Annotated in this window: 14 protein-coding genes; 3 read left to right on the forward strand and 11 right to left on the reverse strand. The window is 72.2% G+C overall.

Going from position 1 to position 21,760, the window contains the following annotated elements; genetic code table 11:
• Positions 1-793: 793 nt before the first annotated feature.
• From CC117_RS28885 to CC117_RS28895, 3 genes are all read right to left on the reverse strand, one after another.
• Entirely contained in the window at positions 794-1,345 is a 552-nt protein-coding gene (locus tag CC117_RS28885) for a PadR family transcriptional regulator (protein WP_071089942.1), read from the reverse strand.
• Between the two features lie 169 nt (positions 1,346-1,514).
• A complete protein-coding gene (locus tag CC117_RS28890) occupies positions 1,515-2,477 on the reverse strand; it encodes an electron transfer flavoprotein subunit alpha/FixB family protein (RefSeq protein WP_071089945.1) in 963 nt (320 codons plus the stop codon).
• 12 nt (positions 2,478-2,489) lie between these two features.
• Positions 2,490-3,275, reverse strand: a complete 786-nt coding sequence (locus tag CC117_RS28895; RefSeq protein ID WP_018638717.1) for an electron transfer flavoprotein subunit beta/FixA family protein — start codon at positions 3,273-3,275, stop codon at positions 2,490-2,492.
• A 478-nt stretch (positions 3,276-3,753) separates the two neighbouring features.
• Here CC117_RS28895 and CC117_RS28900 point away from each other — a divergent pair, with 478 nt between their 5' ends.
• Together CC117_RS28900 and CC117_RS28905 are read left to right on the forward strand one after the other, a co-directional pair.
• The gene (locus CC117_RS28900) at positions 3,754-5,316 is read left to right on the forward strand and encodes a transcriptional regulator (protein WP_084132979.1); all 1,563 of its coding nucleotides are present in this window, start codon (positions 3,754-3,756) and stop codon (positions 5,314-5,316) included.
• Between the two features lie 371 nt (positions 5,317-5,687).
• Positions 5,688-6,632 carry an endonuclease/exonuclease/phosphatase family protein gene (locus CC117_RS28905; RefSeq protein ID WP_071089948.1) on the forward strand — a complete coding sequence of 315 codons (945 nt, stop codon included), beginning with the start codon at positions 5,688-5,690 and terminating at the stop codon, positions 6,630-6,632.
• Between the two features lie 78 nt (positions 6,633-6,710).
• On the opposite strand, the gene CC117_RS28910 is transcribed toward CC117_RS28905, so the two are convergent.
• Positions 6,711-7,487, reverse strand: coding sequence for an enoyl-CoA hydratase/isomerase family protein (locus CC117_RS28910; protein ID WP_071089951.1), 777 nt, complete (start codon positions 7,485-7,487; stop codon positions 6,711-6,713).
• A gap of 227 nt (positions 7,488-7,714) precedes the next feature.
• Between CC117_RS28910 and glgX the strand changes: the two genes are divergently transcribed.
• Entirely contained in the window at positions 7,715-9,922 is a 2,208-nt protein-coding gene (gene glgX, locus CC117_RS28915) for a glycogen debranching protein GlgX (RefSeq protein WP_071089954.1), read from the forward strand.
• A gap of 10 nt (positions 9,923-9,932) precedes the next feature.
• On the opposite strand, the gene glgP is transcribed toward glgX, so the two are convergent.
• The 7 genes from glgP to CC117_RS28950 form a co-directional block, all read right to left on the reverse strand.
• Complete coding sequence (gene glgP, locus CC117_RS28920; RefSeq protein WP_071089957.1) at positions 9,933-12,494, reverse strand: alpha-glucan family phosphorylase; 2,562 nt, start codon at positions 12,492-12,494, stop codon at positions 9,933-9,935.
• Between the two features lie 100 nt (positions 12,495-12,594).
• Positions 12,595-14,616, reverse strand: coding sequence for an acetate--CoA ligase (gene acs / locus CC117_RS28925; protein WP_071090015.1), 2,022 nt, complete (start codon positions 14,614-14,616; stop codon positions 12,595-12,597).
• 292 nt (positions 14,617-14,908) lie between these two features.
• Positions 14,909-15,766 carry an HAD family hydrolase gene (locus tag CC117_RS28930; RefSeq protein WP_084132980.1) on the reverse strand — a complete coding sequence of 286 codons (858 nt, stop codon included), beginning with the start codon at positions 15,764-15,766 and terminating at the stop codon, positions 14,909-14,911.
• Between the two features lie 8 nt (positions 15,767-15,774).
• Positions 15,775-16,944, reverse strand: coding sequence for a cysteine protease StiP family protein (locus tag CC117_RS28935; protein ID WP_071089960.1), 1,170 nt, complete (start codon positions 16,942-16,944; stop codon positions 15,775-15,777).
• On the reverse strand, positions 16,941-18,422 hold the full coding sequence (locus CC117_RS28940) for a phosphoribosyltransferase family protein (protein ID WP_071089963.1): 1,482 nt from the start codon (positions 18,420-18,422) through the stop codon (positions 16,941-16,943). The genes CC117_RS28935 and CC117_RS28940 overlap by 4 nt, the downstream gene beginning before the upstream one ends.
• Positions 18,419-19,612, reverse strand: coding sequence for an HpcH/HpaI aldolase/citrate lyase family protein (locus tag CC117_RS28945; RefSeq protein ID WP_071089966.1), 1,194 nt, complete (start codon positions 19,610-19,612; stop codon positions 18,419-18,421). Before CC117_RS28945 ends, CC117_RS28940 begins: the two co-directional genes overlap by 4 nt.
• A 296-nt stretch (positions 19,613-19,908) precedes the next feature.
• Complete coding sequence (locus CC117_RS28950; protein WP_071089969.1) at positions 19,909-21,615, reverse strand: glycosyl hydrolase; 1,707 nt, start codon at positions 21,613-21,615, stop codon at positions 19,909-19,911.
• Positions 21,616-21,760 lie beyond the last annotated feature (145 nt).

Here is a 21,760-nt window from a genome sequence, read left to right on the forward strand (position 1 = left end):
GACTATTCGGTACGCTGTTGAGTTCTCAAGGAGCAGATGCTTCCGGCTCTTGCCCTTCGGCGTTCCCCGGAGCTTCTTTAAGTTACCTGGTGTTTCCCGCCGGTGTCAAATCGCTGTTTTGGCGATTTTTCTTTCGGCGTTTGCCTCATCCGTCTCGGCCTTTCGGCCCCGGCTGTGGCGACTCGGTTAAGTTACCGAGCTTTCCGGCTGGTGTCAAATCGCTGTTTCCTGCGATTCATTCCTTTGCCGGGGTGCCTCATCCGTTTCGGCCTTTCGGCCCCGGCTGTGGCGACTCGGTTAAGTTACCGAGACTTTCAGGTTTGTGTCAAATCGCTCCGGCGTTTACCGGTGACTGCCACTTTCTTAAGCGTACCGCACTGTCTGGGAGCCGCTTGCCTCGGGGGGTCTGTGCCCCCTCGGAGGATCCTGGGCCCGCGGACGTCGGGGCCGTTAAGCCCCGGTTGCTGCGGTGAGACGGAACTATACACGAGCGATCCGGGGGGTGGACGCGCCCCCACCTGACATGCATTCGCGGCCTGACGCAGGCCCGTTGTGCGACGCTCTCGCCCGGTCCGTCGGGGACCCGGACGAGGACAATCCATCCCCGGCTCGCGGGCCCCGCTCGGGTCGGGGCGTTTCCGTCGGCGACCGTGCGGTCGTCCCGAGACCCCGCGTACGGCGGCAGAGCGGCCCGGGTTGAACAAAGCGGACAGCAACGAGGAAGTTCGCAGCTGAGGAAGTACCCGGCTGCGGAGGGCCCGAGGCGGGCGGAGCACCGCGGAGTCGATTCGGATCACAGCGGCCGGCGTCGGTCGCCCGTCAGCTCCGTCCGGTCCGCGGCCCAGCGGGCCCAGGCCGCAAGTGCCTCGTAGAGGCGCGCGCCGCCTTCGATCGCGATGCGCTGCGATCTCTGCTGTGGCGTGTCGGTGGCCTCGGCCCGGTCCGCGGCATCCGCGTACGCCCGGTACCGGCCGGCAGCGGCGGCGAAGAAGTCGGCTTCGCGCATCAGATGGTCGTTGAGGTCCGCTGGCTCCATCAACCAGAAGAAGAAGGACCGGAGGAGGGACTGGAGCCGGGTGGTGTGRTCCACCTCGGACGAGTCCCGCAACCAGCGCCTGATCTCCGTCATGCCTGACTCGGTGATGCGGTAGGCCTTGCGGCCGCGCGGGCCCTCGCTGTCGATCTCGATCAGGCCGTCGCTGGCGAGGCGGCTCAGCTCGCCGTAGATCTGTGGGTGACCGGCGGGCCATACCGCCCCGAGCACCTGCTCGAACCGGCGGGTCAGGTCGTAGCCACTGGCCGGACCTTCGGCCAGCAGGCCCAACAACCCGTGACGCAGTGACACGCAGACACCTCCTGCCGCCGTCCTGTTACGTAGAGTAGCCGAAGTGGGACGGCCGGAACGCCGACGGCCGGGTGTGGGCCTCCTGGTTCGGAGACACCGCACCCGGCCGTCACGCCGTGCGAGGTGGCCGCGGTCGGTTCCGGCGACCAGCACCGGGACCGACGGCGGATCAGCCCGCCTTGTGCTTCTGGATCTCGTCGGTGAGCTGCGGGACGACGTTGAACAGGTCGCCGACGATGCCGTAGTCCGCGAACTCGAAGATCGGGGCCTCGGGGTCCTTGTTGACGGCCACGATGTTCTTCGAGGTCTGCATCCCGGCCCGGTGCTGGATCGCACCGGAGATGCCCACAGCGATGTAGAGCTGCGGCGACACGGTCTTGCCGGTCTGGCCGACCTGGTTCTGGTGCGGGTACCAGCCGGCGTCGGTCGCCGCACGCGACGCGCCGACAGCGGCGCCGAGCGTGTCTGCGAGCTTCTCGACCAGGGCGAAGTGCTCCGCCGCGCCGAGACCACGCCCACCGGAGACGACGACCTGGGCCTCGGTGAGGTCCGGGCGCCCGGACTTGGCCTCCACCACCCTGTCCACGATCTTCGCGCCCTTCGCGGCGTCGGAGATCGTGATGTCGACCGGGGTCTCCGCCGGCGTCGACGGAGCGGCCTCGGGCGCGGTGGAGTTCGGGCGGACGACGACGACCGGGGTGCCCTTGGTCACCTTCGAGCTGACGATCGTCGAACCGCCGAAGATGCCCTGGGTGGCCGTGAGGTCCGCGGTGAGCGCGGTGGCGTCCCAGATCAGGCCCGAGTCCGTCCGGGCCGCGGTGCGCGCCGCGATCTCGCGGGAGTCCGGCGTCGCCGCGGCGAGCACGGCGACCGGCGAGGTGTCGGCCACCAGCTTGGAGAGGACCTCGGCGGCGGGAGCGGCCACGTGGTCGGCGATGTCCTCGGACTCGACCAGGTAGACCTTGGCCGCGCCGTACTGGGCGAGGTAGTCCTTCGCCTTGGCGTAGGTGCCCGGGCCGCCCAGGAAGACCGCCGAGGGCTCGCCCAGAGTGCGGGCCAGGGTCAGCAGCTCGGCCGTGACCTTCTTCGGCTCACCGTCGGTGTGCTCGACGAGAACAAGTACTTCAGCCATCGAACAACCTTCCTAGATGAGCTTCTGGGCAGCGAGGTACGAAGCGACCTTCGCGCCGCCATCGCCCTCGTCCTTGACGATGGTGCCGCTCTGTCGCGGCGGGGCCGGCTGGGCCTCGAGGACGGTGGAGGCGGCGGCGGGCAGGCCGACCGACCCGGCGTCCAGGCCGGCGTCCGCGGCCGAGAGCTTCGTCAGCGGCTTCTTCTTCGCCGCCATGATGCCCTTGAACGAGGGGTAACGCGGCTGGTTGATCTTCTCAACCACGCCGACGACCGCGGGCAGGGACGCCTCGACAAGGGCGTACCCGTTGTCCGCGAGGCGCTCGACCGAGACCTTGCCGGCGCCCGGGTCGACCGTGACCTTGCGGGCCTGGGTGAGCTGCGGGAGACCGAGCCGCTCCGCGAGGAGTGCGCCCATGACGCCACCCCGGGCGTCGGAGGCCTCCGAGGAGGTGATCACGATGTCGGGCGAGAGGGTGGAGATCACCTTCGCGAGGGCGGCGGACGTGGAGAGCGCGTCGGAACCGTGCAGCGACTCATCGCTGAGGTGGACGGCCTTGTCCGCGCCCATCGAGAGCGCCTTGCGGATCGTCTCGACGGCCTTGTCCGGACCCATCGTGACGACCGTCACCTCGCCGCCGTGGGCTTCCTTGATCTTGAGGGCCTCTTCAACCCCGTACTCGTCCATCTCGTTCATGACGTTGTCGACGCTCTTGCGGTCGACCGTCTTGTCCGAGGCGTCGAGCTTCTTCTCCGCCCAGGTATCGGGAACCTGCTTGACGGTAACCACGATGTTCACGCCTTGGGGCCTCCGTAGCCAGCAATATCGATGTCGGTCCTCCCCGCATCGTCGCATCTGACGCGCCGACGTGCCCGATGATCGCGGCCGTGACGCAAGCCGCAATCGGGCTGCTCACCGGTGGCGAGGCCAACGCCAGGACGACATCCGCGGACATCTGCCGAACGGATGGTCAACTACCCGCGCCGCCCGGGGCGGACAGCACGCCGCCCGCCCCGGGACTTCCGTGAGTGCCGTGACGCGCTCCCTACCGCCTGACACCACTCTTCACCTGGGTTCGCCTGTCGGGCGCCTGGGCACGGAACTCACAAGGGTCCCGGGTCCCACCATGGCCGTGCATTGTGGCCTACTACTGCACACCCTCTTCTAAATGCGTGACCAATCGGCTACTTTCTGCCTCGCGGGGCAGTTGCGCACCTGGTAGGGCCGCTGCCGGCCACACGGACCGGACGGGGGACGCATGGTCAACGGGGGACGCATGGTCAACGGGGGACGCACGGTCACAGACGAGTTCCCGGGCGGCGTCCGCCCCCCGGGCCCACCGAGATCCCGATCGGCACCCGCACCGCTCCCGCCGCTCCCATCGATCGCGGTGACGCGGTCGGCGGGCTCGCCGGCATCGCCGCCCCCGACGCCGTCCGCGCCACCGGCGAGAGCCCAGGCCCGCGGCGTCACCCCCGGGCTCTTCGCCCGCCTGCTCGCCGAGGCAGGCGTCTCCGACACCCGCTTCGCCCGCCAGGTCAACAACCGCGCCAAGGTCCAGCGCCGCATCGAGCTCGGCCTCGCCAGAACCACGGTCGGCCACTGGCGGCGCGGGATGAAGCCTCGCGACCCGATGGTCGCGGAACTCGCCGCCGCCGAACTCTCCGCCCTGGTCGGCTACCCGGTGCCGCCGGCCGACCTCGGCTGGCGGGGCGAGTCCTACGAACGTGATGATCTCGGCCTTGCCGTCGCCGACGTCCCGGACGACACCCTGAGGACCCTGGCCGGACTGTCGGGACGGGACATGCGGCGACGTGACGTGCTTCATGACGGTGCGGCCTTCGCCGCGATCGCGTTCGCCGACCCCGTGCTGTCCAGCCTCACCGGCGTGATCCGCCGCATCGCCTCGGATGTCCCGGCGTCTCCGTCCGGCGGCACGATGATCCGGGACATGACGGCGACCTTCCGCCGGCTGGACGCCCGGTTCGGCAGCAGCGAGATCCGGCCCCAGGTCGTCGCCTTCCTGCATGACCGGACGCGGGCCGCGGTCGACGGTCCGGCGGACACCGACACCTTCAGCGCGCTCGCCGAGCTGGCCCAGTTCAGCGGCTGGCTCGCACAGGACACCAGCCGGCAGGCGCTGGCCCAGCGCTACTACATCCAGGCCCTGACGCTCGCCGAGCACGCCGACGACGTGATGATGGCCGGCCGGGTCCTGTCGGCCATGAGCGACCAGGCCGCGGCGCTGGGGCACCCCCGGCACAGCCTCGCGCTCGCCCGGGCGGCCATCGACCGCGCGGCCCGGCAGTCCGCACCCCCCGTTCAGGCGATGCTGCAGGACAGGCTGGCCTGGGCACTGGCCCGCAACGGTGACGAGTCGGGATGCCTGCGTGCGCTGGCGGAGCTGGAGCGGGTGATTACCCGCGAGCCGGGTGACGCGCCGTCCTGGGCCGGGCACTACAACCCCGGTGACGTGGCCGAGTGCCAGGGCCACTGCTTCATGCTGCTGGGCCGGGCGGTCATCGCCGAGCAGCGGCTGCTGGAGGCCCGCGACCTGCAGGGCCCGGCCCGGGCCCGTACCCGGGCCTACGCGGAGGCGGACCTCGCGCTGTCCTACCTGCGGCGGCCGCGGCCCGATCTGGACGCGGCGCTCGAGGCCGGGTACCGGGCGGTCGAGCTCGCCGGTTCGGTGTCGTCCACCCGGATCACGAACAAGCTGACCGAACTGGACGTGGCCATGGCCGGCTTCTCGAAGGTCGTCGCCGCGCGGGAGTGGCGCACACGGGCCACCGGCGTCGTGGCCCGCCCACGGGACCAGGCGGACCCCGCGGCCGTCTGACCCCGACCGCCGTGCACGCTTGTCCGGTGAGCCTCGCAAAGGACGCCGGCCGGCGGTTCGCCCGCCGCGCACCGAGATCTGGCAATGGCGTGCCCGGCAGCAGTGACCCGACCAGCCGCGGCGGGGACCCGACAGGCACGGACGGCCCGCGCGGCGGAGGTGACGCAGCCGGCGGGGGCGGCGGGGGGCCGCACGGCGGGGACGACCGGGCGGGTGGGAGAGGCCCGCGCGGCGGAGGTGACGGGTCAGGCGACCCAGGGGCCCCTGGAGGGGCCGGGCCCGTTCCGGCGCTGCCGCCCGTCGGGTCGTCCGGCCCGTTCGGGCGAGGGGCGGACCGCGCGTGGCCGACCCCCCCGGGCCGGACCCTGCTCGTGCTTGTCGCCTGGATCGCGACAGCCGGTCTCGCGCTTATCGCCGCCGGGCGGCTGGTCCACCTGGACGATGCGGTCGCCTGGCCGGCATCGGCGGCGAACGCCCTCACTCCGCTGCTCTACCTGCCGGTGTACGCGGCGCTGGCGATCGGGTTCGCGCTGCGACGCAGCCGGCTCATGATCCTGTGCGTTCTGGTCGCGGCGGCGCACCTGGTCTGGACGGCGCCCGAGGTGATTCCCGGCGACCCGGACGAGGCCGGGCAGGGCTCGGCCCGGCTGCGGGTGATGACCGCCAACCTGCTGTACCGCAACGCGGAGGCGGGACGTCTGGGCCAGCAGATCCGCCAGGCCAGCCCGGATGTGATCGTCCTGGTCGAGGTCTCACCGCTGACGCTGGCGAAGGTCCGGGAGTCGGGCGCGCTGGAGGGGTACCGCTACTCCGAGGCCCGGCCGGAGGAGGGCGCGTTCGGCGCGGCGGTCTTCTCCCGCTTCCCCCTCTCGGACGCCGCGGCACCCGAGGTCGCCGGATCCATGTCGCTGCGGGCGACGGTGCGGGTGGACGAGCGCAGGTCGTTTGTCATCTACGCGGTGCACACGATCTCACCCACGTCCGGCGACTATGCCCGCCGGTGGCGCGACCAGCTCGACCAGCTGCAGGAGGAGGTCCGGGCGGCCCGGCTGCCGGTGGTGCTCGCCGGGGACTTCAACGCCACCCGGGACCACCGGCCGATGCGCCGGCTGATCTCGGCGGGCGTTCGGGACGCCCATGACGTCGTCGGCGCCGGGTGGACGCCGACCTGGAACGCCGACATGGTCATGTTCCCGCCGGTACTGCGGATCGACCACGTGCTGGCCTCACCGGCGTTCGCAATCACCAGCTACCGGGTGGGCACCGAGTTCGGCAGTGACCACAAGCCCGTGACCGTCGATCTCGCCCTGCGCTGACCGCGGGGAACCGCGGCCCGGGAGCTCTGGCCCCGCCCGCGCGCGGCCAGCCGCTCGGGGCCGGCCGCCCGGGGACGGCTACCGCCCGACGAACTCGGCCTTGCCCGGTCCGCGCTCCACGAACGACTCCATGCCGCGGCGCCGGTCCTCGGTGCCGAACAGGCCGGTGAACAGGGCGCTCTCCAGCCGAAGCGCTTCGGAGATGGCGAGCTCGGAGCCGTCGTCGATCGCCTGCTTCGCCGCGGCGAGTGCCACCGCCGGACCGTTGACGAACGTCCCGGCCAGGCTGAGCGCCGCCGCGTACACCTCCCCCGCGGGCACCACCCTGTCTGCGAGGCCGATCGCCTCCGCCTCGGGCGCGCGCACCTGGCGGCCGGAGAAGACGAGCTCCTTCGCCCTGCTCGGGCCGACGAGCCGGGGCAGGCGCTGGGTGCCGCCGGCGCCGGGGATGACGCCGAGGGTGATCTCGGGCAGGCCGACCTTGGCGTTCTCGGCGAGCACCCGGAAGTCCGCGCACAGCGCGAGCTCCAGGCCGCCGCCGAGGGCGAAGCCGGTGACGGCCGCGACCACCGGCTTGGGGATCCGGGCGATGAGCTCGAAGGTCGAGGTCAGGTCGCGGACCCAGGCGGCGATGCCGGCGATGTCCAGGCCGGCCATCTCCTTGATGTCGGCGCCGGCGGCGAAGACCTTCTCCCCGCCGTAGATGACGAGGGCGCGGATGTCGGTCCGGCTGGTGGCCTCCAGCGCCGCGGCCCGCAGTTCGACGGTGAGTTCGGCGTTGAGGGCGTTCATGGGCGGGCGATCAAGCCTGATCGTCCCGACTCCGTCCGAGACCTCAAGCCGCACGACCGCCATCACAGACCTCCGCATCACCGCGAACGGGTGGGACACCCCCACCCACCAGGCAGTCCCTGGCGGGCCCTCGCCAACCCTAGACGAGCGCACGTGCACGTTCAGGAGTCCGACCCCGGGACCCGGGGCCTTCGACGCCGACCACCCGACCGGAAGTGATGCAGATCACCTGACGGGGCGCAAGAGTCGTTTCCGGGACCGCCGCGCGCCTGAGGGCTAGCGTCGAAGCCATGATCCGCCCCGGTTCGGCCCAGCCACTCGGCGTCCACTGGGACGGCGCCGGGGTCAACATCGCCGTCGCGGCCCCGCACGCCCAGGCCGTGGACTTCTGCCTCTTCGACGCCGCGGGCGGCGGGGGTGCGGCGCCAGGCGAGACGCGCTTCCGGCTCCCCGAACGGGACGGTGGTGTCTGGCACGGATACCTGCCCGGAGTCCGCCCGGGCCAGGTGTACGGGCTGCGAGCCCATGGCCTGTACGCCCCGGAGCGGGGCTACCGGTACAACCCGGCCAAGCTCCTGCTGGACCCCTACGCCCGTCAGGTCACCGGCGGGTTCGTACCCCATCCGGCCGTACACGGATACACCCACGGCGACCCCTACGGGTTGGGCCCCGACGACCGCGACTCGGCGCCGTACGTGCCCCGGGGAGTCGTCACCGGGCCGCCCGCGGGGCCCGATCCGACCCGGAACCGACCGGCGACGCCGTGGACCGACACCGTCGTGTACGAGGCGCACGTCCGCGGTCTCACCCGGCTGCATCCCGCGGTGCCCGAACCGCTGCGTGGGACCTACGCGGGCCTGGCCCACCCGGCGGTCGTCGAGCACCTGTGCCGTCTCGGGGTCACCGCCGTGGAGCTGCTGCCGGTCCACGCGCACATCTCGGAGACGACCCTGCTGGAGCAGGGGCTCACCAACTACTGGGGCTACAACACCCTGGGCTTCTTCGCCCCCCACCCGGGCTACGCGGCCACCGGCGACCCGATCGGGGAGTTCCGCGCGATGGTCAGCGCGCTGCACGACGCCGGGCTGGAGGTGCTGCTCGACGTCGTCTACAACCACACGGCCGAGGGCAGCGAACGCGGGCCGACGCTGAGCCTGCGCGGCCTGGACAACCTGGCGTACTACCGCGTCGAGCCGAACGACCCGCGGCGCTACCGGGATGTGACCGGCTGTGGGAACACGGTCGACGCGACGTCCCCGCACGCGGTGCGTCTCATCTGCGACTCGCTGCGCTACTGGGTGTCCGAGATGGGGGTGGACGGGTTCCGCTTCGACCTCGCCACGGCGCTGGCCCGCGCGCCGGAGGGGTACGACCCGGCGGCACCGCTGCTCACCGCGATCCACGCCGACCCGCACCTGAGCTCCGTGAAGCTGATCGCCGAGCCGTGGGATCTGGGTTGGGGCGGCTACCAGGTCGGCGGCTTCCCGGCACCGTGGGCGGAGTGGAACGGCCGGTTCCGCGACACTCTGCGGGACATCTTCAGCCGCCGGACAGGCAGCGTCGCCGACCTCGGCTACCGGATCACCGGCTCCTCCGACCTCTACCAGCACAGTGGCCGCCGGCCCTGGGCCTCGGTCAACTTCGTCACGGCGCACGACGGATTCCCGCTGGCCGACCTGGTCTCCTACCAGGAGAAGCACAACGAGGCCAACCTGGAGGGCAACCGGGACGGGGAATCGGAGAACCGGTCGTCGAACCACGGTGTGGAGGGCCCCACCGAGGATCCGGAGATCCTCACCGCGCGCCGGCGGTCCCGCCGGGCGCTGGTCGCCACGCTGCTGCTCTCGGCCGGTGTCCCGATGCTGGTCGCCGGCGACGAGCTGGGACGTTCGCAGGGCGGCAACAACAACGCCTACTGCCAGGACAACGCCGTCTCGTGGCTGGCCTGGCCCGCCACCCCGCCAGCGGACGCACCGGCGGCGGACGCACCGGCGGCGGACGCACCGGCGGCGGATCCGGCCGGGCCGGATCCGGCGCTGATCCCGCTGATCGGCGGGCTGAACCGGATGCGGCGGACGTTCCCGGTGCTGCGGCGGGAGCGGTTCCTCCGCGGCGGCGCGGCGACCATGGACGCGCTGCCCGACATCACCTGGTTTCGCGCCGACGGCACGGTGATGTCGCCGGCGGACTGGAACGCGCCGCAGGTGGCGACCCTCGTCGCCCACCTCGCCGGCACCGCGATCGAGTGGACGGACGCGGCGGGCGAGCCGATCCGCGGCGAAAGCCTGCTGATCGTCATCCATCCGGACAGCGCCGACCGGCCGGTCACTCTGCCCGGGCAGCCGTGGGCCGCAGACTACGAGCTGCTGCTCGACACTGCCGAGGACGACCTTGCCGGCTTCCCGGAGACGGTCACCGCTCCCCGGCGGAGGCTGTCCGCCGGGGAGACGCTGCCGGTCCGGGGCCGCGGGGTCGTCGTTCTGCGGGCGGTTCCCTGACCGGATCGGGTCAGGGGTTCGTGACCAGGCCGAGCTCGGCCGAGCTGGCTGTCAGCGGATGGCGCGGCAGGACGCRCACGGTGTAGCCGAACGGGCCGGTGCGCCCCAGGGGAATGGTGCCCTCGAAGCGGTGGCCGTGGCCGCCCTCGCCCTCCCCCACCTCGCTCAGCGAAAGCGTGGCGGACGTGAGGATGCGGTCGGTCTCGTCCACCCGGCCGTAGGAGGCGATCACGTCGACGTCGGCGAGGTCGAGCCCACCGAGGTCGACAGTCGCCCGGACGACCAGCGACTGGCCCACCTGGGGGGTGTCCCCAAGCCCCGCCGAGTCGACGTTGAGCACCCGCACACCGGGCCAGGCGGCCCGCACCCGGTGCTTCCAGGCGGCGAGGTCACGGGCTCCCGCGAGGTCGTCCTCGGTCGCCCGACGCGCCGACACCCCGGCCGGGACGTAGTAGCGCTCGACGTACTCGCGCACCATCCGGGTGGCCAGCACCTGCGGGCCCAGGGTCGACAGCGTGTGCCGGACCATCGCCGTCCACCGGGGCGGGTGCGCCGACGGCTGCGCCCGGTCGTAGAAGTGCGCCGTCACCGTGTTCTCGAGCAGGTCGTACAGGGCGGCGGACTCGATGTCGTCCCGCCGGTCGGGGTCCTCCACGCCATCGGCGGTCGGGATCGCCCAGCCGTTCTGGCCGTCGAACATCTCGTCCCACCAGCCGTCCCGGATGGACAGGTTGAGGCAGCCGTTGAGCGCCGCCTTCATCCCGGACGTGCCGCAGGCCTCCAGGGGGCGCAGCGGGTTGTTCAGCCAGACGTCACARCCGGCGTAGAGGAAACGGGCCATGCCGATGTCGTAGTCGGGCAGGAAGACGATCCGGTGCCGCACGGTCGGGTTGTCGGCGAACTGCACGATCTGCTGGACGAGCAGCTTGCCGCCGTCGTCGGCCGGGTGTGCCTTTCCCGCGATGACCATCTGTACCGGGCGGTCGGCGTGCAGCAGCAGGCGCTTGAGCCGCTCGGAGTCGCGCAGCATAAGCGTCAGCCGCTTGTAGGACGGCACCCGGCGGGCGAAACCGATGGTGAGGACGTCCGGGTCGAAGACCGACTCCACCCAGTCGAGCTCGCCGGGGGCGGCGCCGCGCTGCAGCCAGGAAGCGCGCACCCGGCGCCGGATCTCGGCGACGAGCTGCTCCCGCAGCTCGCGGCGGGTGGCCCAGATGGCTTCCTCGGGCACCCGGTCGAACTGGGCGAAACCGGCGTCGCCGCTGAGCAGCCCCGGCCCGGTCTGGCGGTCCGCGAGCTCGACGATGGACCGGGAGACCCAGGTCGGCGCGTGCACGCCGTTGGTCACCGAGCCGATCGGCACCTCGCTGTGGTCGAACCCGGGCCACAGCGCGGCGAACATCTCCCGGCTGACGATGCCGTGCAGGCCGCTCACGCCGTTGGAGCGCTGCGCGAGGCGCAGGCCCATGTGGGCCATGTTGAAGACGTTCGGGTCCGGCTCGTCGCCGAGTTCGAGCACCCGCTCGACCGGCACACCCGGCCAGCTGTTGTCGCCGCCGAAGTGCCGGGCCACCAGGTCCTTGGGGAACCGGTCGATGCCGGCGGGCACCGGGGTGTGCGTGGTGAAGAGCGTTCCGGCGCGGGCGGCCTCCAGCGCCTCGTCGAAGCTCAGCCCGGTCTCGGTGAGCTCGCGGATGCGCTCCAGGCCGAGGAAGCCGGCGTGCCCCTCGTTGGTGTGGTAGACCTCCGGCGCCGGGTTGCCGGTGACCGTCGCGTAGGCCCGCAGCGCCCGCACCCCGCCGATGCCGAGGAGCATCTCCTGGAGCAGGCGGTGGTCCGTCCCGCCGCCGTAGAGGCGGTCGGTGACGCTGCGCTCGGACGACTGGTTGTCCTCGACGTCGGAGTCGAGCAGCAGCAGCGGAACCCGTCCGACCTGCGCCTTCCAGATCTGCGCGTGCAGGGTACGGCCCTCGGGGAGGCCGACGGCGACCTTCACCGGGGAGCCGTCGGCGTCGGTGAGCTGGGTGAGCGGCAGGCCGTGCGGGTCGATCCCGGGGTAGCGCTCCTGCTGCCACCCGTCCCGCGACAGCGACTGGACGAAGTAGCCCGCCCGGTAGAGCAGACCGACGCCGACGATCGGGACACCCAGGTCGCTCGCGGTCTTCAGGTGGTCGCCGGCCAGGATGCCCAGACCGCCCGAGTACTGCGGAAGCACCTCGGTGATGCCGAACTCCGGCGAGAAGTAGGCGATGGCGCGCGGCGCGTCCCCGATCGCCTGCTTCTGGTACCAGCGGTCGGTGGTCAGGTACTCCTGAAGGTCGTCGGCCGCGTCGGAAAGACGGCGCAGGAACTTCCGGTCCGTCGAGAGCGCCACGAGGCGATCGTGGTCGACCTCGCCGAGCAGGCGGACCGGATCCCCCTTGCAGGCCCGCCACAGCTCCGGATCGACGGACTCGAACAGGTCGAGCGTCTCCGGGTGCCACGACCAGCGGAGGTTCAGAACCAGTTCGCCCAGAGCCGCGAGCTGCTCCGGGAGCTGGGCACGGACAGTGAATCTGCGCAGCGCTCTCACGAGACGGGAAGCCTAAACAGGGCGCATGAACTCGCGGCACCCGGGTTCGGCGCGTCGGTAAAGAAGGAGGAACAACTTCGCCGCAATCCGGCCCGAACGACTACTCGTCCGGAGCTGAGGCCACCTTCGCCGCCAGTGCGGCCATCACCGCGGGGTCGCGCAGCGTCGTGACGTCGCCGAGTTCGCGACCCTCGGCGACATCCCGCAGCAACCTTCGCATGATCTTGCCGGAGCGGGTCTTGGGCAGGTCGTCTGCCCAGATCACCCGGCGGGGCCGGGCCAGCTTGCCGATCCGGTGGGCCACGTGCTCGCGGAGCTGCTCGACCATGGCGTCGTCGCCGGCCTCGCCGGCACGCTCGCCGCGCAGGGTCACGAAGGCCACGATCGCCTGGCCGGTGTCCTCGTCCGCCTGCGCCACCACGGCCGCCTCGGCGACCGCCTCGTGCGAGACGATCGCCGACTCGACCTCCGCGGTCGACAGCCGGTGCCCCGACACGTTGATGACGTCGTCGATCCGGCCGATGATCCAGAAGTAGCCGTCCGCGTCGAGCCGCGCAGCGTCGCCGACCACGTAGGTCCGCGGGCCGAAGCGGGAGAAGTAGGTCTCGACGAAGCGCTCGTCGTCGCGGTACAGCGTGCGCAGCATCGACGGCCACGGGCTGGTGATCACCAGGATGCCGGTGCCCTCGGTCAGCGGCTCGCCGGCCTCCGACACCAGGGCCGGGGTGATCCCGGGCAGCGGCCTGGTCGCTGACCCGGGCTTGGTCGCGGTCACCCCGGGGATCGGCGAGATCATGATCGAACCGGTCTCCGTCTGCCACCAGGTGTCGACGATCGGGCAGCGCCCGCCACCGATCACCCGGTGGTACCACAGCCAGGCCTTCGGGTTGATCGGCTCGCCGACGGAGCCGAGCAGCCGCAGCGACGACAGGTCGTGCCGGCCCGGGTACTCGGCTCCCCACTTGATGCAGGCCCGGATCGCGGTCGGCGCGGTGTAGAAGATCGTCACCTGGTACTCGGCGATCAGCCGCCACCAGACGTCGTGGTCCGGATAGTCCGGAGCGCCCTCGTACATCACGCTGGTCACGCCGTTCGAGAGCGGCCCGTAGACGATGTAGGAGTGCCCGGTGATCCAGCCGACGTCGGCGGAGCACCAGTAGACGTCGGTCGCGGGATCGATGTCGAAGACCGCGCGGTGGGTGTAGGTCGCGCCGAGCAGGTAGCCGCCGGTGGTGTGCAGGATGCCCTTCGGCTTCGCCGTCGACCCCGAGCTGTACAGGATGAACAGCGGGTGCTCGGCGCTGACCGGCAGCGGCGGGCAGTGCGGATCCGCGGCGGCGAGCAGCTCGTGGTACCAGACGTCGCGCCCCGCGGTCATCGCCGTCTCGGCCCCGCCCACCGGGCCCGTGGAGCGGACGACCACGATGTGCTCCAGCTTCGGCAGGTCGCCGAGCTCGGCGTCCACGCCGGCCTTCACCGCCGCCGTGCGCCCCTTGCGGCGGGCCCCGTCGACGGTGATGAGCACCTTGGCGTCGGAGACCTCCATCCGCTCCCGCACCGCCGACGGAGCGAACCCGCCGAAGACCACGTTGTGCACCGCGCCGATCCGGGCGCAGGCCAGCATGGCGACCGCGACCTCGGGGATCATCGGCAGGAAGATCCCCACCACGTCGCCGGGGACCACGCCGAGCGCGCGCAGGCCGTTCGCCAGCTTCTGGGTGTCGGCGAGCAGCTCGGCGTAGGTGACACTGCGGCGCTCGCCCTCCTCACCGTGCCAGTGGTAGGCGACCCGCTCCCCCAACCCGGCCGCGACATGGCGGTCGAGGCAGTTGGCGGAGACGTTGAGCTCCCCGTCGTCGAACCAGCGGTAGAACGGCGGGTTCGTGTCGTCGAGGACACGGGTGAAGGGCTTGTCCCACACCAGCAGCTCGCGGGCCCGCGCCGCCCAGAAGGCCAGCGGGTCGGCCGCCGCGTCGGCGGTGGCGGTCTCGTCCGCCGCCGCCAGCTGGCGCGGGACGAAACCGGCCGGCGGCTCGAAGCGCTCGACGCCCAGCAGGCGCGTCAGCTCAGCCTCCAGCTCCCCGCCCTCGGCGCTGCCGTCGGCGGCACCACCTGTGTTCATGCCGGTCACGGTCACGCGTTCCTCCTGCGGCGGCGAAGGTTCCGAACGGCGGACGGTCCTGCAGCGCGGGTGACCCGAAGCGCATGGTCACCTACGGTTTCACCGGTGTATCACGAAGTACCGACGTCCCCCAGAACCCGCTGGTCCGCGGAGGGGACCGGACAGGGCGGAGCGGCGGCCTGGAACGCCCGCCCCGACCGTCGCCCCTACTGACGCCACCCTGACGACGCCACTCCGACGACGCCACTCCGACTCCGACCGACGACGACTCCGACCGACGACCTCTGGTCGCTCAGGTGCCGGTCGTGGTTGCCGTCGTGGTCGCCCAGGTGTGCAGGAGGTCCAGGAGCTCCTCGGCGGCGAGCAGGCCGGTGGCGGTGGTGACCGTCAGGTGGGGTGCGTGCCAGTCCTGGTCGTGCAGCTCCCCGTGGGCCGGGCGGACGGCGAGGTCCGCGGCGGCGAGCATCGGCACGTCCAGGACGGAGTCACCCGCGGCGAGCACCCGGCCGGCCCCGGCGCGGCGGGCCACCTCGGCCACCGCCGCCTGTTTGGTGAGCGCCGCCGGGACGAGGTACACCTTGCGGCCCTGCGCGGACAGCGACCAGCCCACCTCGGCCACCTCGGCGGCGACGGCGGACAGGTCGGGGATCGCCTCCCGGCTGTGGGCGACCAGGTAGACGAACAGGTCGTCGGCGGTGCGCACCAGCCTGGCCCAGCCGTCGGCGGCGAGCCGGGCGGCGAGTTCCTGCATCTGTGCCAGCGGTGCGCAGGCCCCGGCCAGCCGGGCGGCGACCTGCTCCGCCCACGCCGGGTCGGGTTCGCCGTCGACGAGGAGGTGCCCGCCGTTGGCGGCGACCGCGAACGCCGGACGCACCCTCAGGTCGATCCGCCGGTACTGGGCGAGGGTGCGGGTGGTGACGGGGACGAAGACCGCCGCCTGGTGCAGCCGGGCCAGCACGCCGAGGCCGCGGGTGGTCAGGTAGGCGGACGGGGCGCCGTCGATCAGCTCGACAACGGTGATCGCCGGTTCCGCCGCTCCCACCGGGAGGCGGAACGACGTCCGGGAGAAGATCAGGGTCTGGTCCAGGTCGCAGGCCAGCATGGCCAGCCCGCGCCCCGGCGGGACGGAGCCGCCGGGTGCCGGGGCCATCGCCGAGGTCACGGTGCGACCGGGCGCCAGCGCGCCGCGGGGGTGTGGAACACCGGCGCGCCCTCCGCCTCCGACCGCACCGGCCGGACCAGGCCGACGCAGGAGAACGGCAGACCTTCCATCTCCTCCACCGGCACCCCACGCGCCTCGGCGAGCGCGAGCACGTGCGCGAGCTCGTCGACCCGGTCGGGCGCCACCAGGATCCGCCAGGGCACCCGGCGCAGCAGCACCCGGGTCGCCTCCCCCACCCCGGGCTTGACCATGATCACATCGGGGATGTCGAACCGGGCGGCGATGCGCTCGACGGCGGCCCAGCCCTCCCAGGTCGGGGTGCGGTCGGCGGCCCACAGCCGGGGCCACTCGCGGTCGACCTCGTCGGCCACCTCGTCGAAGCGGCTGACGATCGTGTCGACGAAGTGCCGGGAGAGATCGTGACCGGTGAGCTCGCCGTAGAACTTGGCGCCGTGGAAGTCGTCCGGGCCGATGTGGTCGGCGTTCAGCACCGTGCGGCTCACCAGGCCGCTGACCGTGGAGTTCAGGCAGGCGCTGGGGATCAGGAAGTCGTCCCGGGTGCCGAAGAGCGACACGCAGCGCGCCGGGTCGGCGAGTACGGCGAGGGTGTCGTCGAGCCCGAGCCCGCGCACCGCCTCGGCGAGGACCCGGGTCATCACGCCCTTGCCCGTCCAGCCGTCGACGAACTGGACCGCCGCGGCCGGGTGCCGGTCGGTGATGTACCGCAGCGCGTTCAGGTCCACGCCCCGGTCCTTGATCACCGAAATGGCGTAGTGCGGGACGTCCAGGCCGTGCCGGAACAGGTACCAGCGCCGCATCAGGATGCCGATGGGCGTGCCCGCGCGGGCGATCGAGGCGAGTACCGGCGCCGGCTTGGTGTGCCGGACGAGCTCGGCGACGATCCCGGTCGCCAGTGCCACCCTGCGCGCCGAGCGTTCCAGCGCCTGCTGGTAGATCTCCAGGTAGGCGGCGTCCGGCTGGTACTCGATCGGCAGGTCCTCGGAGTAGTGCCGGCCGGACTGGAAGCCCTCCTCCCGATCCTCCGTCGGCCGTTCCAGATTCGCCGCACTCAGGTCGGTGAGCAGGAACGTGACGTCCTCGGGCAGGTACGACCCGGAGCCGATCAGCGGGCGTCCACCGACACCCGCGGGCGGGGAGATGGTCATGCCGCACGCTCCGGGACGTAGCAGGGCAGCGTCACGACGGTCACCGGCGCGCAGGCCGCCAGCTCGGCGAGCAGCCCGTCCAGGGCAGGCCCGCCGGGGACGGGGCCGCGGCCGTCCATACCCGAGTCGACGACGACCACGATGTCGTCGTAGCGGCCCGGCCCGACGTTGTAGACATGGCTGACCCGCCCCGGATCGTCCGGCGCGGGGAAGGTGAGCGACGACCGGATGGCGTAGCCGTCGACGTCCAGCGGGTGCACCGGCGACCGGGTCGTCGACTGGTAGACGACGTGCCGTTCCGTCAGCTCGGCGAGACCGTGCGCCAGACGCATCGGCACGTACATCAGCTCCTCGGTGCCCAGGACCAGGATGTCGCCACCGCGGGCCGCCCCGTCTCCGTGCGCGGACCGCAGGGCGGCCAGGACGTCCCGGGCGGCGGCGGGAAGTGCCTCGGTCAGGCGCTCGCGGACGGCCGGCGACCAGCCGTGCCGCGCCCCGTCCGGCAGCCCGGCCGGCCAGGACACCGCCACCCGGGTCACCGCTGCGGCTGGCGGGACCGCCACCACCGCGCCCTCCGGAGACGGGCCGCCAGCGGCCACCGGGTCGGGCGCGGGGGCGAGGGCGGCGTACGAACCGCGGATGGCGCTGGCACGCTCGGTGACGTCCTCCGGCACGGAGACCGTGGCCGCGACCAGTGAGACGACGTCCAGGCGCACGCCCAGCTCGGCGGCGAGGGCCGCGAACGCGGCCCGCGCGGCGGGGGGCCGGGCGTCGACGAGCGCGGCGACGGCGTAGTCCGTCCGGGGGGCGAACGCGTGCAGGATGCGGATGGTCCCCAGGGCCGTGCGCCCGGTCGACAGCTCGTCGTCGACGAGCACCAGCCGTCCCGACGCGGCGAGCACGTCGGGGTCCTCCGGCATGAGCCAGTGGTGGGTGGCGTGCGAATGCGACTCGACGAACTCCAGCAGCGGGGTCGTGCCCGGGACGGCCCGGCGGGTCGTGTGCAGGTAGTGGCTGTTCGGCAGGCCGTCGGCGACCGCGTGGCCCAGCGCCGTCGCGGTCTCGCAGTAGCCGATGACCACCGGCGCCGGCGCCGTTGTCGGCACCGGACCGGGCCTGCGGCCCGCCTCGGGCAGGGCACGGACCAGGTCGGCCAGCCGGGCGCCCGCGTCGAGCGCAACGGCCGGAGGCACCGGCAGGTGCTTGCCGAGGACCCGGCTGACCAGCAGGTGGGCCCGCCGCGGGTTACGGCGCAGGGCGAGCCCCACCAGCTCCCGCAGCTTCTCCCCGTGGTGCTCCTGCGGTGGCTCCTGCTCTCCGTCCTGGCGGACCTCGATCCGCAGCCCGAGCGCCTCCCACAGCCAGTCCGGACCGGACGGCCGGCTCGCGGGCGGGCCGGGCGGCGCCAGCTCTCCGGGCGCCAGCTCTCCGGGCGCCAGCTCTCCGGGCGCCAGCTCGCCGGGGACCAGCGCGGTCATCGGAGTGCGTCCTGGGTCGCGGCCAGCACGTCGACGAACGTGAGGCCCTCGCGCAGCACGCCGAACGCCTGTGCCCGCCGCTGCACCGCCTCGGCCCACAGCCGGTGCGGACGAAGCTCGTTCATCTTGTTCTCGTAGCTGCTCGCCCGTACCCCGCCCGTGTCACCGGCAAGGATCACCTCCGCATCCTCGTACTCCTCCTGGGTGACGACGTGCAGCGCGTGCACGGCCGGCACATGGGTGGGATGGATCACCGTCTTGCCGATGAGGCCGTTGGCCTTGTCGAGCACGACCTCCCGGATGAGCCGGTCGAAGTCGGCGGACACCAGCTCGGACCGGATGCGGGCTCCCTGCTCGCTGCCGTGGACCAGGTCGGCCTCCTCGAACGGCGTGACCCTCAGCGCGCTGACGAACAATCGCTCCGGCTGCGCGAAGTACTCCCACACCGGTCCTGTGACCACGTGGTCACCGCCACGGGCGCAGATGTTCACGATGTCGGCGATGCAGTCCCGGACCACCGCGATGTCGTAAATGGTGAGATCCCGGTCCCGACGCAGCCCGAAGAGACCGGAGAGGTCCGTCGCCCCCAGCCGTACGGCAAGGACGTTGTCGGTGTACTCGTCCATCAGCCGGCGTACGCCGCCCAGTTCGTCGACCCGCGTTTCACGAAAGATGACCGCCGGGCTTTCCAGCACCGGCATGGCCCACAGCGGGCGGCCCAGCACCTCCGATCCGCGCAGCACCGCGGCGAGGCCCGGGCCACCGTTCTCGATGCCGAACTTCGGCAGCACGAATCCGGCGATGAGGGCGCGCGCCGGGCTGCTCAGGCGGCCCAGCAGCGTCATTATCTGTTCCACGGCACGTACCCGGACGAACAACATCGGCGGGCCGACTCCACAGCGCGGGGGATCCGCACCGAGATCGTCCAGGGCAGCCACGACGTTCGACTCCGCGCCGATCACCTCGTGGTCGGCGATGGCGTCCTCCAGGCAGAGGACCATCGACGTCACACCTGCCGCCACCTGCCGCCGGACGTCCCTGGCCAGGCGTGGCCTGGTGCCGGGGGCGTACAGGGTGGCACCCAGCGCCGTGGCCACCAGCCGCCGGTCGTCGGTCGGGACGATCTCCCGGGGAGCACGGTGGAACAGCGCATCGGCGCCGGCGTCGTCCAGGAAACTGAAATGACGCAAGCGGCTCGCTCCTGTCAGGACGTTCCGGCGGCGGGGCGGTGCACGACGATCCACGGAATCGGGAACGGCCAGGCCGTCTCCCTCACCCAACCCGCAGAGCCGCGCGGGTCGCAGGGCGGTCAGCGCGGGACAGAGGGCCCGCCGCAGACGGTACCCCGCCTCTTCGGGGATCCGGGACGAAACACCGCACGACACCTGGGTGCACAACAGTTGTCGACAGGCAAACGGGCCGGCGCCCCTGTCGCTGGGGACGCCGGCCCGTGTCAGGAACTGGTCGGTTACGCTGCGAAGCGGTGTCAGGCCTTTCCGAACAGCCGCCTGTAGGTGGTGGAGGCCTTCGGGTTCTGGCCGCCGTTCTGAATGGTCGAGCAGACGTTCCCGGGCGCGGCGTCGTGGAAGTACGCCTCGTACGCCATCACGTCCTTGTACTCCATGAACGTGTCGTACATCTTCTGGATGTAGAAGGGGTTGTCACCCCCGCCGCCTCGGCTGCAGGAAGCCACACCCCACTCACCCACGCCGACCTTCTTGYCGTGCTGGCGGGCGAAGTCCAGGAGGTAGCACAGGCCGTTCGGGTTGTCGCACTGACGGTTCCACTCGGYCTCGTTGCGGGACGCCGGGTACCAGTCGTACGAGTCAATACCCACGTAGTCCACGTACTCGTCCCCGGGGTAGGCCGCCCACGGCGATCCGCCCTTCGGCACCGGCGAGGCGTGCGCGTTGAACGTCCAGTCGATCTTCACTTCCGGATCGGTCGACCGGATGGCCGTGGAGATCTTGCGGAAACAGTCCCGGAACTGCGTCCCGGCCGCGTCCGAATGCCAGTACATGAACGTCCCGTTGAACTCCCAGCCGATACGCACGATCGAGTCGGCGCGGCCGTTGTTCTTCAGGAAGGTGCCGAACTTCTTCCAGTGCTCGTCGTACTCGCCGCGGGCGCAGGCCGCGTTGTTGCCCTGGCCCTTCGGGTAGGTCGGCTGACTGATCACCAGCTTGCCCTGGAAGCCCTTGTACAGGTCCAGCGGCCAGCGCGGCTCGACCATCGCCGACCAGCCCTTGGTCCGCACGGTGAACACGTGCGCGACGTCGTTCGGCCGGCCGCGCCAGTTGCCGAACGACAGGACCTGCGACAGGACGTGCGAGGGGTAGACGCCCGACATCCACGGCAGGCCCGAGTGCACCCCACCGGTACCGCCGCCGGAACCGGCGGGGGCCGGCTGCGTGGCTGGGCTCGGCGCAGGTGCCGGAGCGCCGGTGGCCGCCGGCGCGGAGGTGGACGGCGCCGAGGAGGTCGGAGCGGAGACAACCCGGTCCCGGTCCTCCGGTGCCGCGCTCTCCGGGGCGCCCTCCGTGAGAGCGGCTTCCGGGGCCGCAGCCTCGGTGGCGACGACGTCGAGCGATCCGCTGGCTTCCAGCGAGCCCTGCCGCGCGGTGACCGTCACCCGGCCGGCGAACCCGGCGGGCACCTGGAAACCGAGGATGAACCGACCGTCCGCGCCGGCGCGGGCCGTTGCCGAACCACCGAGATCGGTGGTGGCCGCGGTCACGGTCACATCGCCGCCGGCGCTGAAACCACGGCCGCCGACAAGCACGATGTCGCCGTCGAACAACACGACCGTCAGGGTCGCCCGCCCGGTCGCGGCGGGGCCGGACGTCAGGCCGGCGACGGGAACCTGCTGACCGGCTCCCCCCGGGCCGGCAGGGCTCTGCGGGTCACCCGGACCAGCGCCGCCGGCCGGTGAACGGGACGGGGTCGGCGTCGCACCGGCCGCCATGGCACCCGCGGGAGACACCAGCTCCAGCGACAGCAGGATGGCGAACGCGGCGGCGAGGCCCAGCCGGGGCCCGCGACCGACCCGGCGGCCACGCCTGCGCCCGAACTGGCCGGACGTGCGCTGGCCGGACGTGCGGGAGGGAGGACAGACAGCGAAGCGCCGGCGGAGACCAGCGCGGGGTGGGCGGTCGACCCGAGGGGTCGGTCGGCCGCCGAGTGTCGAGGCCATGCTCGCGGGCCGCCTTTCGGTTGTGGCGCGGATCATCCGCGGACACACGACCGACACACGCGGGAGGACTCGTGGTGCCTCCCCGCGGCTCGTCCCCTCCGGGTCGCCACCACCGTGGTGTGACCCAGCGCGCCGCTGCGGTGCC

Source organism: Parafrankia colletiae, from assembly GCF_001854655.1.
In the GTDB taxonomy this organism is placed as follows: domain Bacteria; phylum Actinomycetota; class Actinomycetes; order Frankiales; family Frankiaceae; genus Parafrankia; species Parafrankia colletiae.

What these genes read in the sequence shown, in the direction of transcription:
- CC117_RS28890 (WP_071089945.1), bottom strand. Translation starts at nt 2,477, where the DNA reads ATGGCTGAAGTACTTGTTCTCGTCGAGCACACCGACGGTGAGCCGAAG.
- CC117_RS28900 (WP_084132979.1), top strand. Translation starts at nt 3,754, where the DNA reads ATGGTCAACGGGGGACGCACGGTCACAGACGAGTTCCCGGGCGGCGTC.
- CC117_RS28910 (WP_071089951.1), bottom strand. Translation starts at nt 7,487, where the DNA reads ATGGCGGTCGTGCGGCTTGAGGTCTCGGACGGAGTCGGGACGATCAGG.
- glgX (WP_071089954.1), top strand. Translation starts at nt 7,715, where the DNA reads ATGATCCGCCCCGGTTCGGCCCAGCCACTCGGCGTCCACTGGGACGGC.
- acs (WP_071090015.1), bottom strand. Translation starts at nt 14,616, where the DNA reads ATGAACACAGGTGGTGCCGCCGACGGCAGCGCCGAGGGCGGGGAGCTG.
- CC117_RS28930 (WP_084132980.1), bottom strand. Translation starts at nt 15,766, where the DNA reads ATGGCCCCGGCACCCGGCGGCTCCGTCCCGCCGGGGCGCGGGCTGGCC.
- CC117_RS28935 (WP_071089960.1), bottom strand. Translation starts at nt 16,944, where the DNA reads ATGACCATCTCCCCGCCCGCGGGTGTCGGTGGACGCCCGCTGATCGGC.
- CC117_RS28940 (WP_071089963.1), bottom strand. Translation starts at nt 18,422, where the DNA reads ATGACCGCGCTGGTCCCCGGCGAGCTGGCGCCCGGAGAGCTGGCGCCC.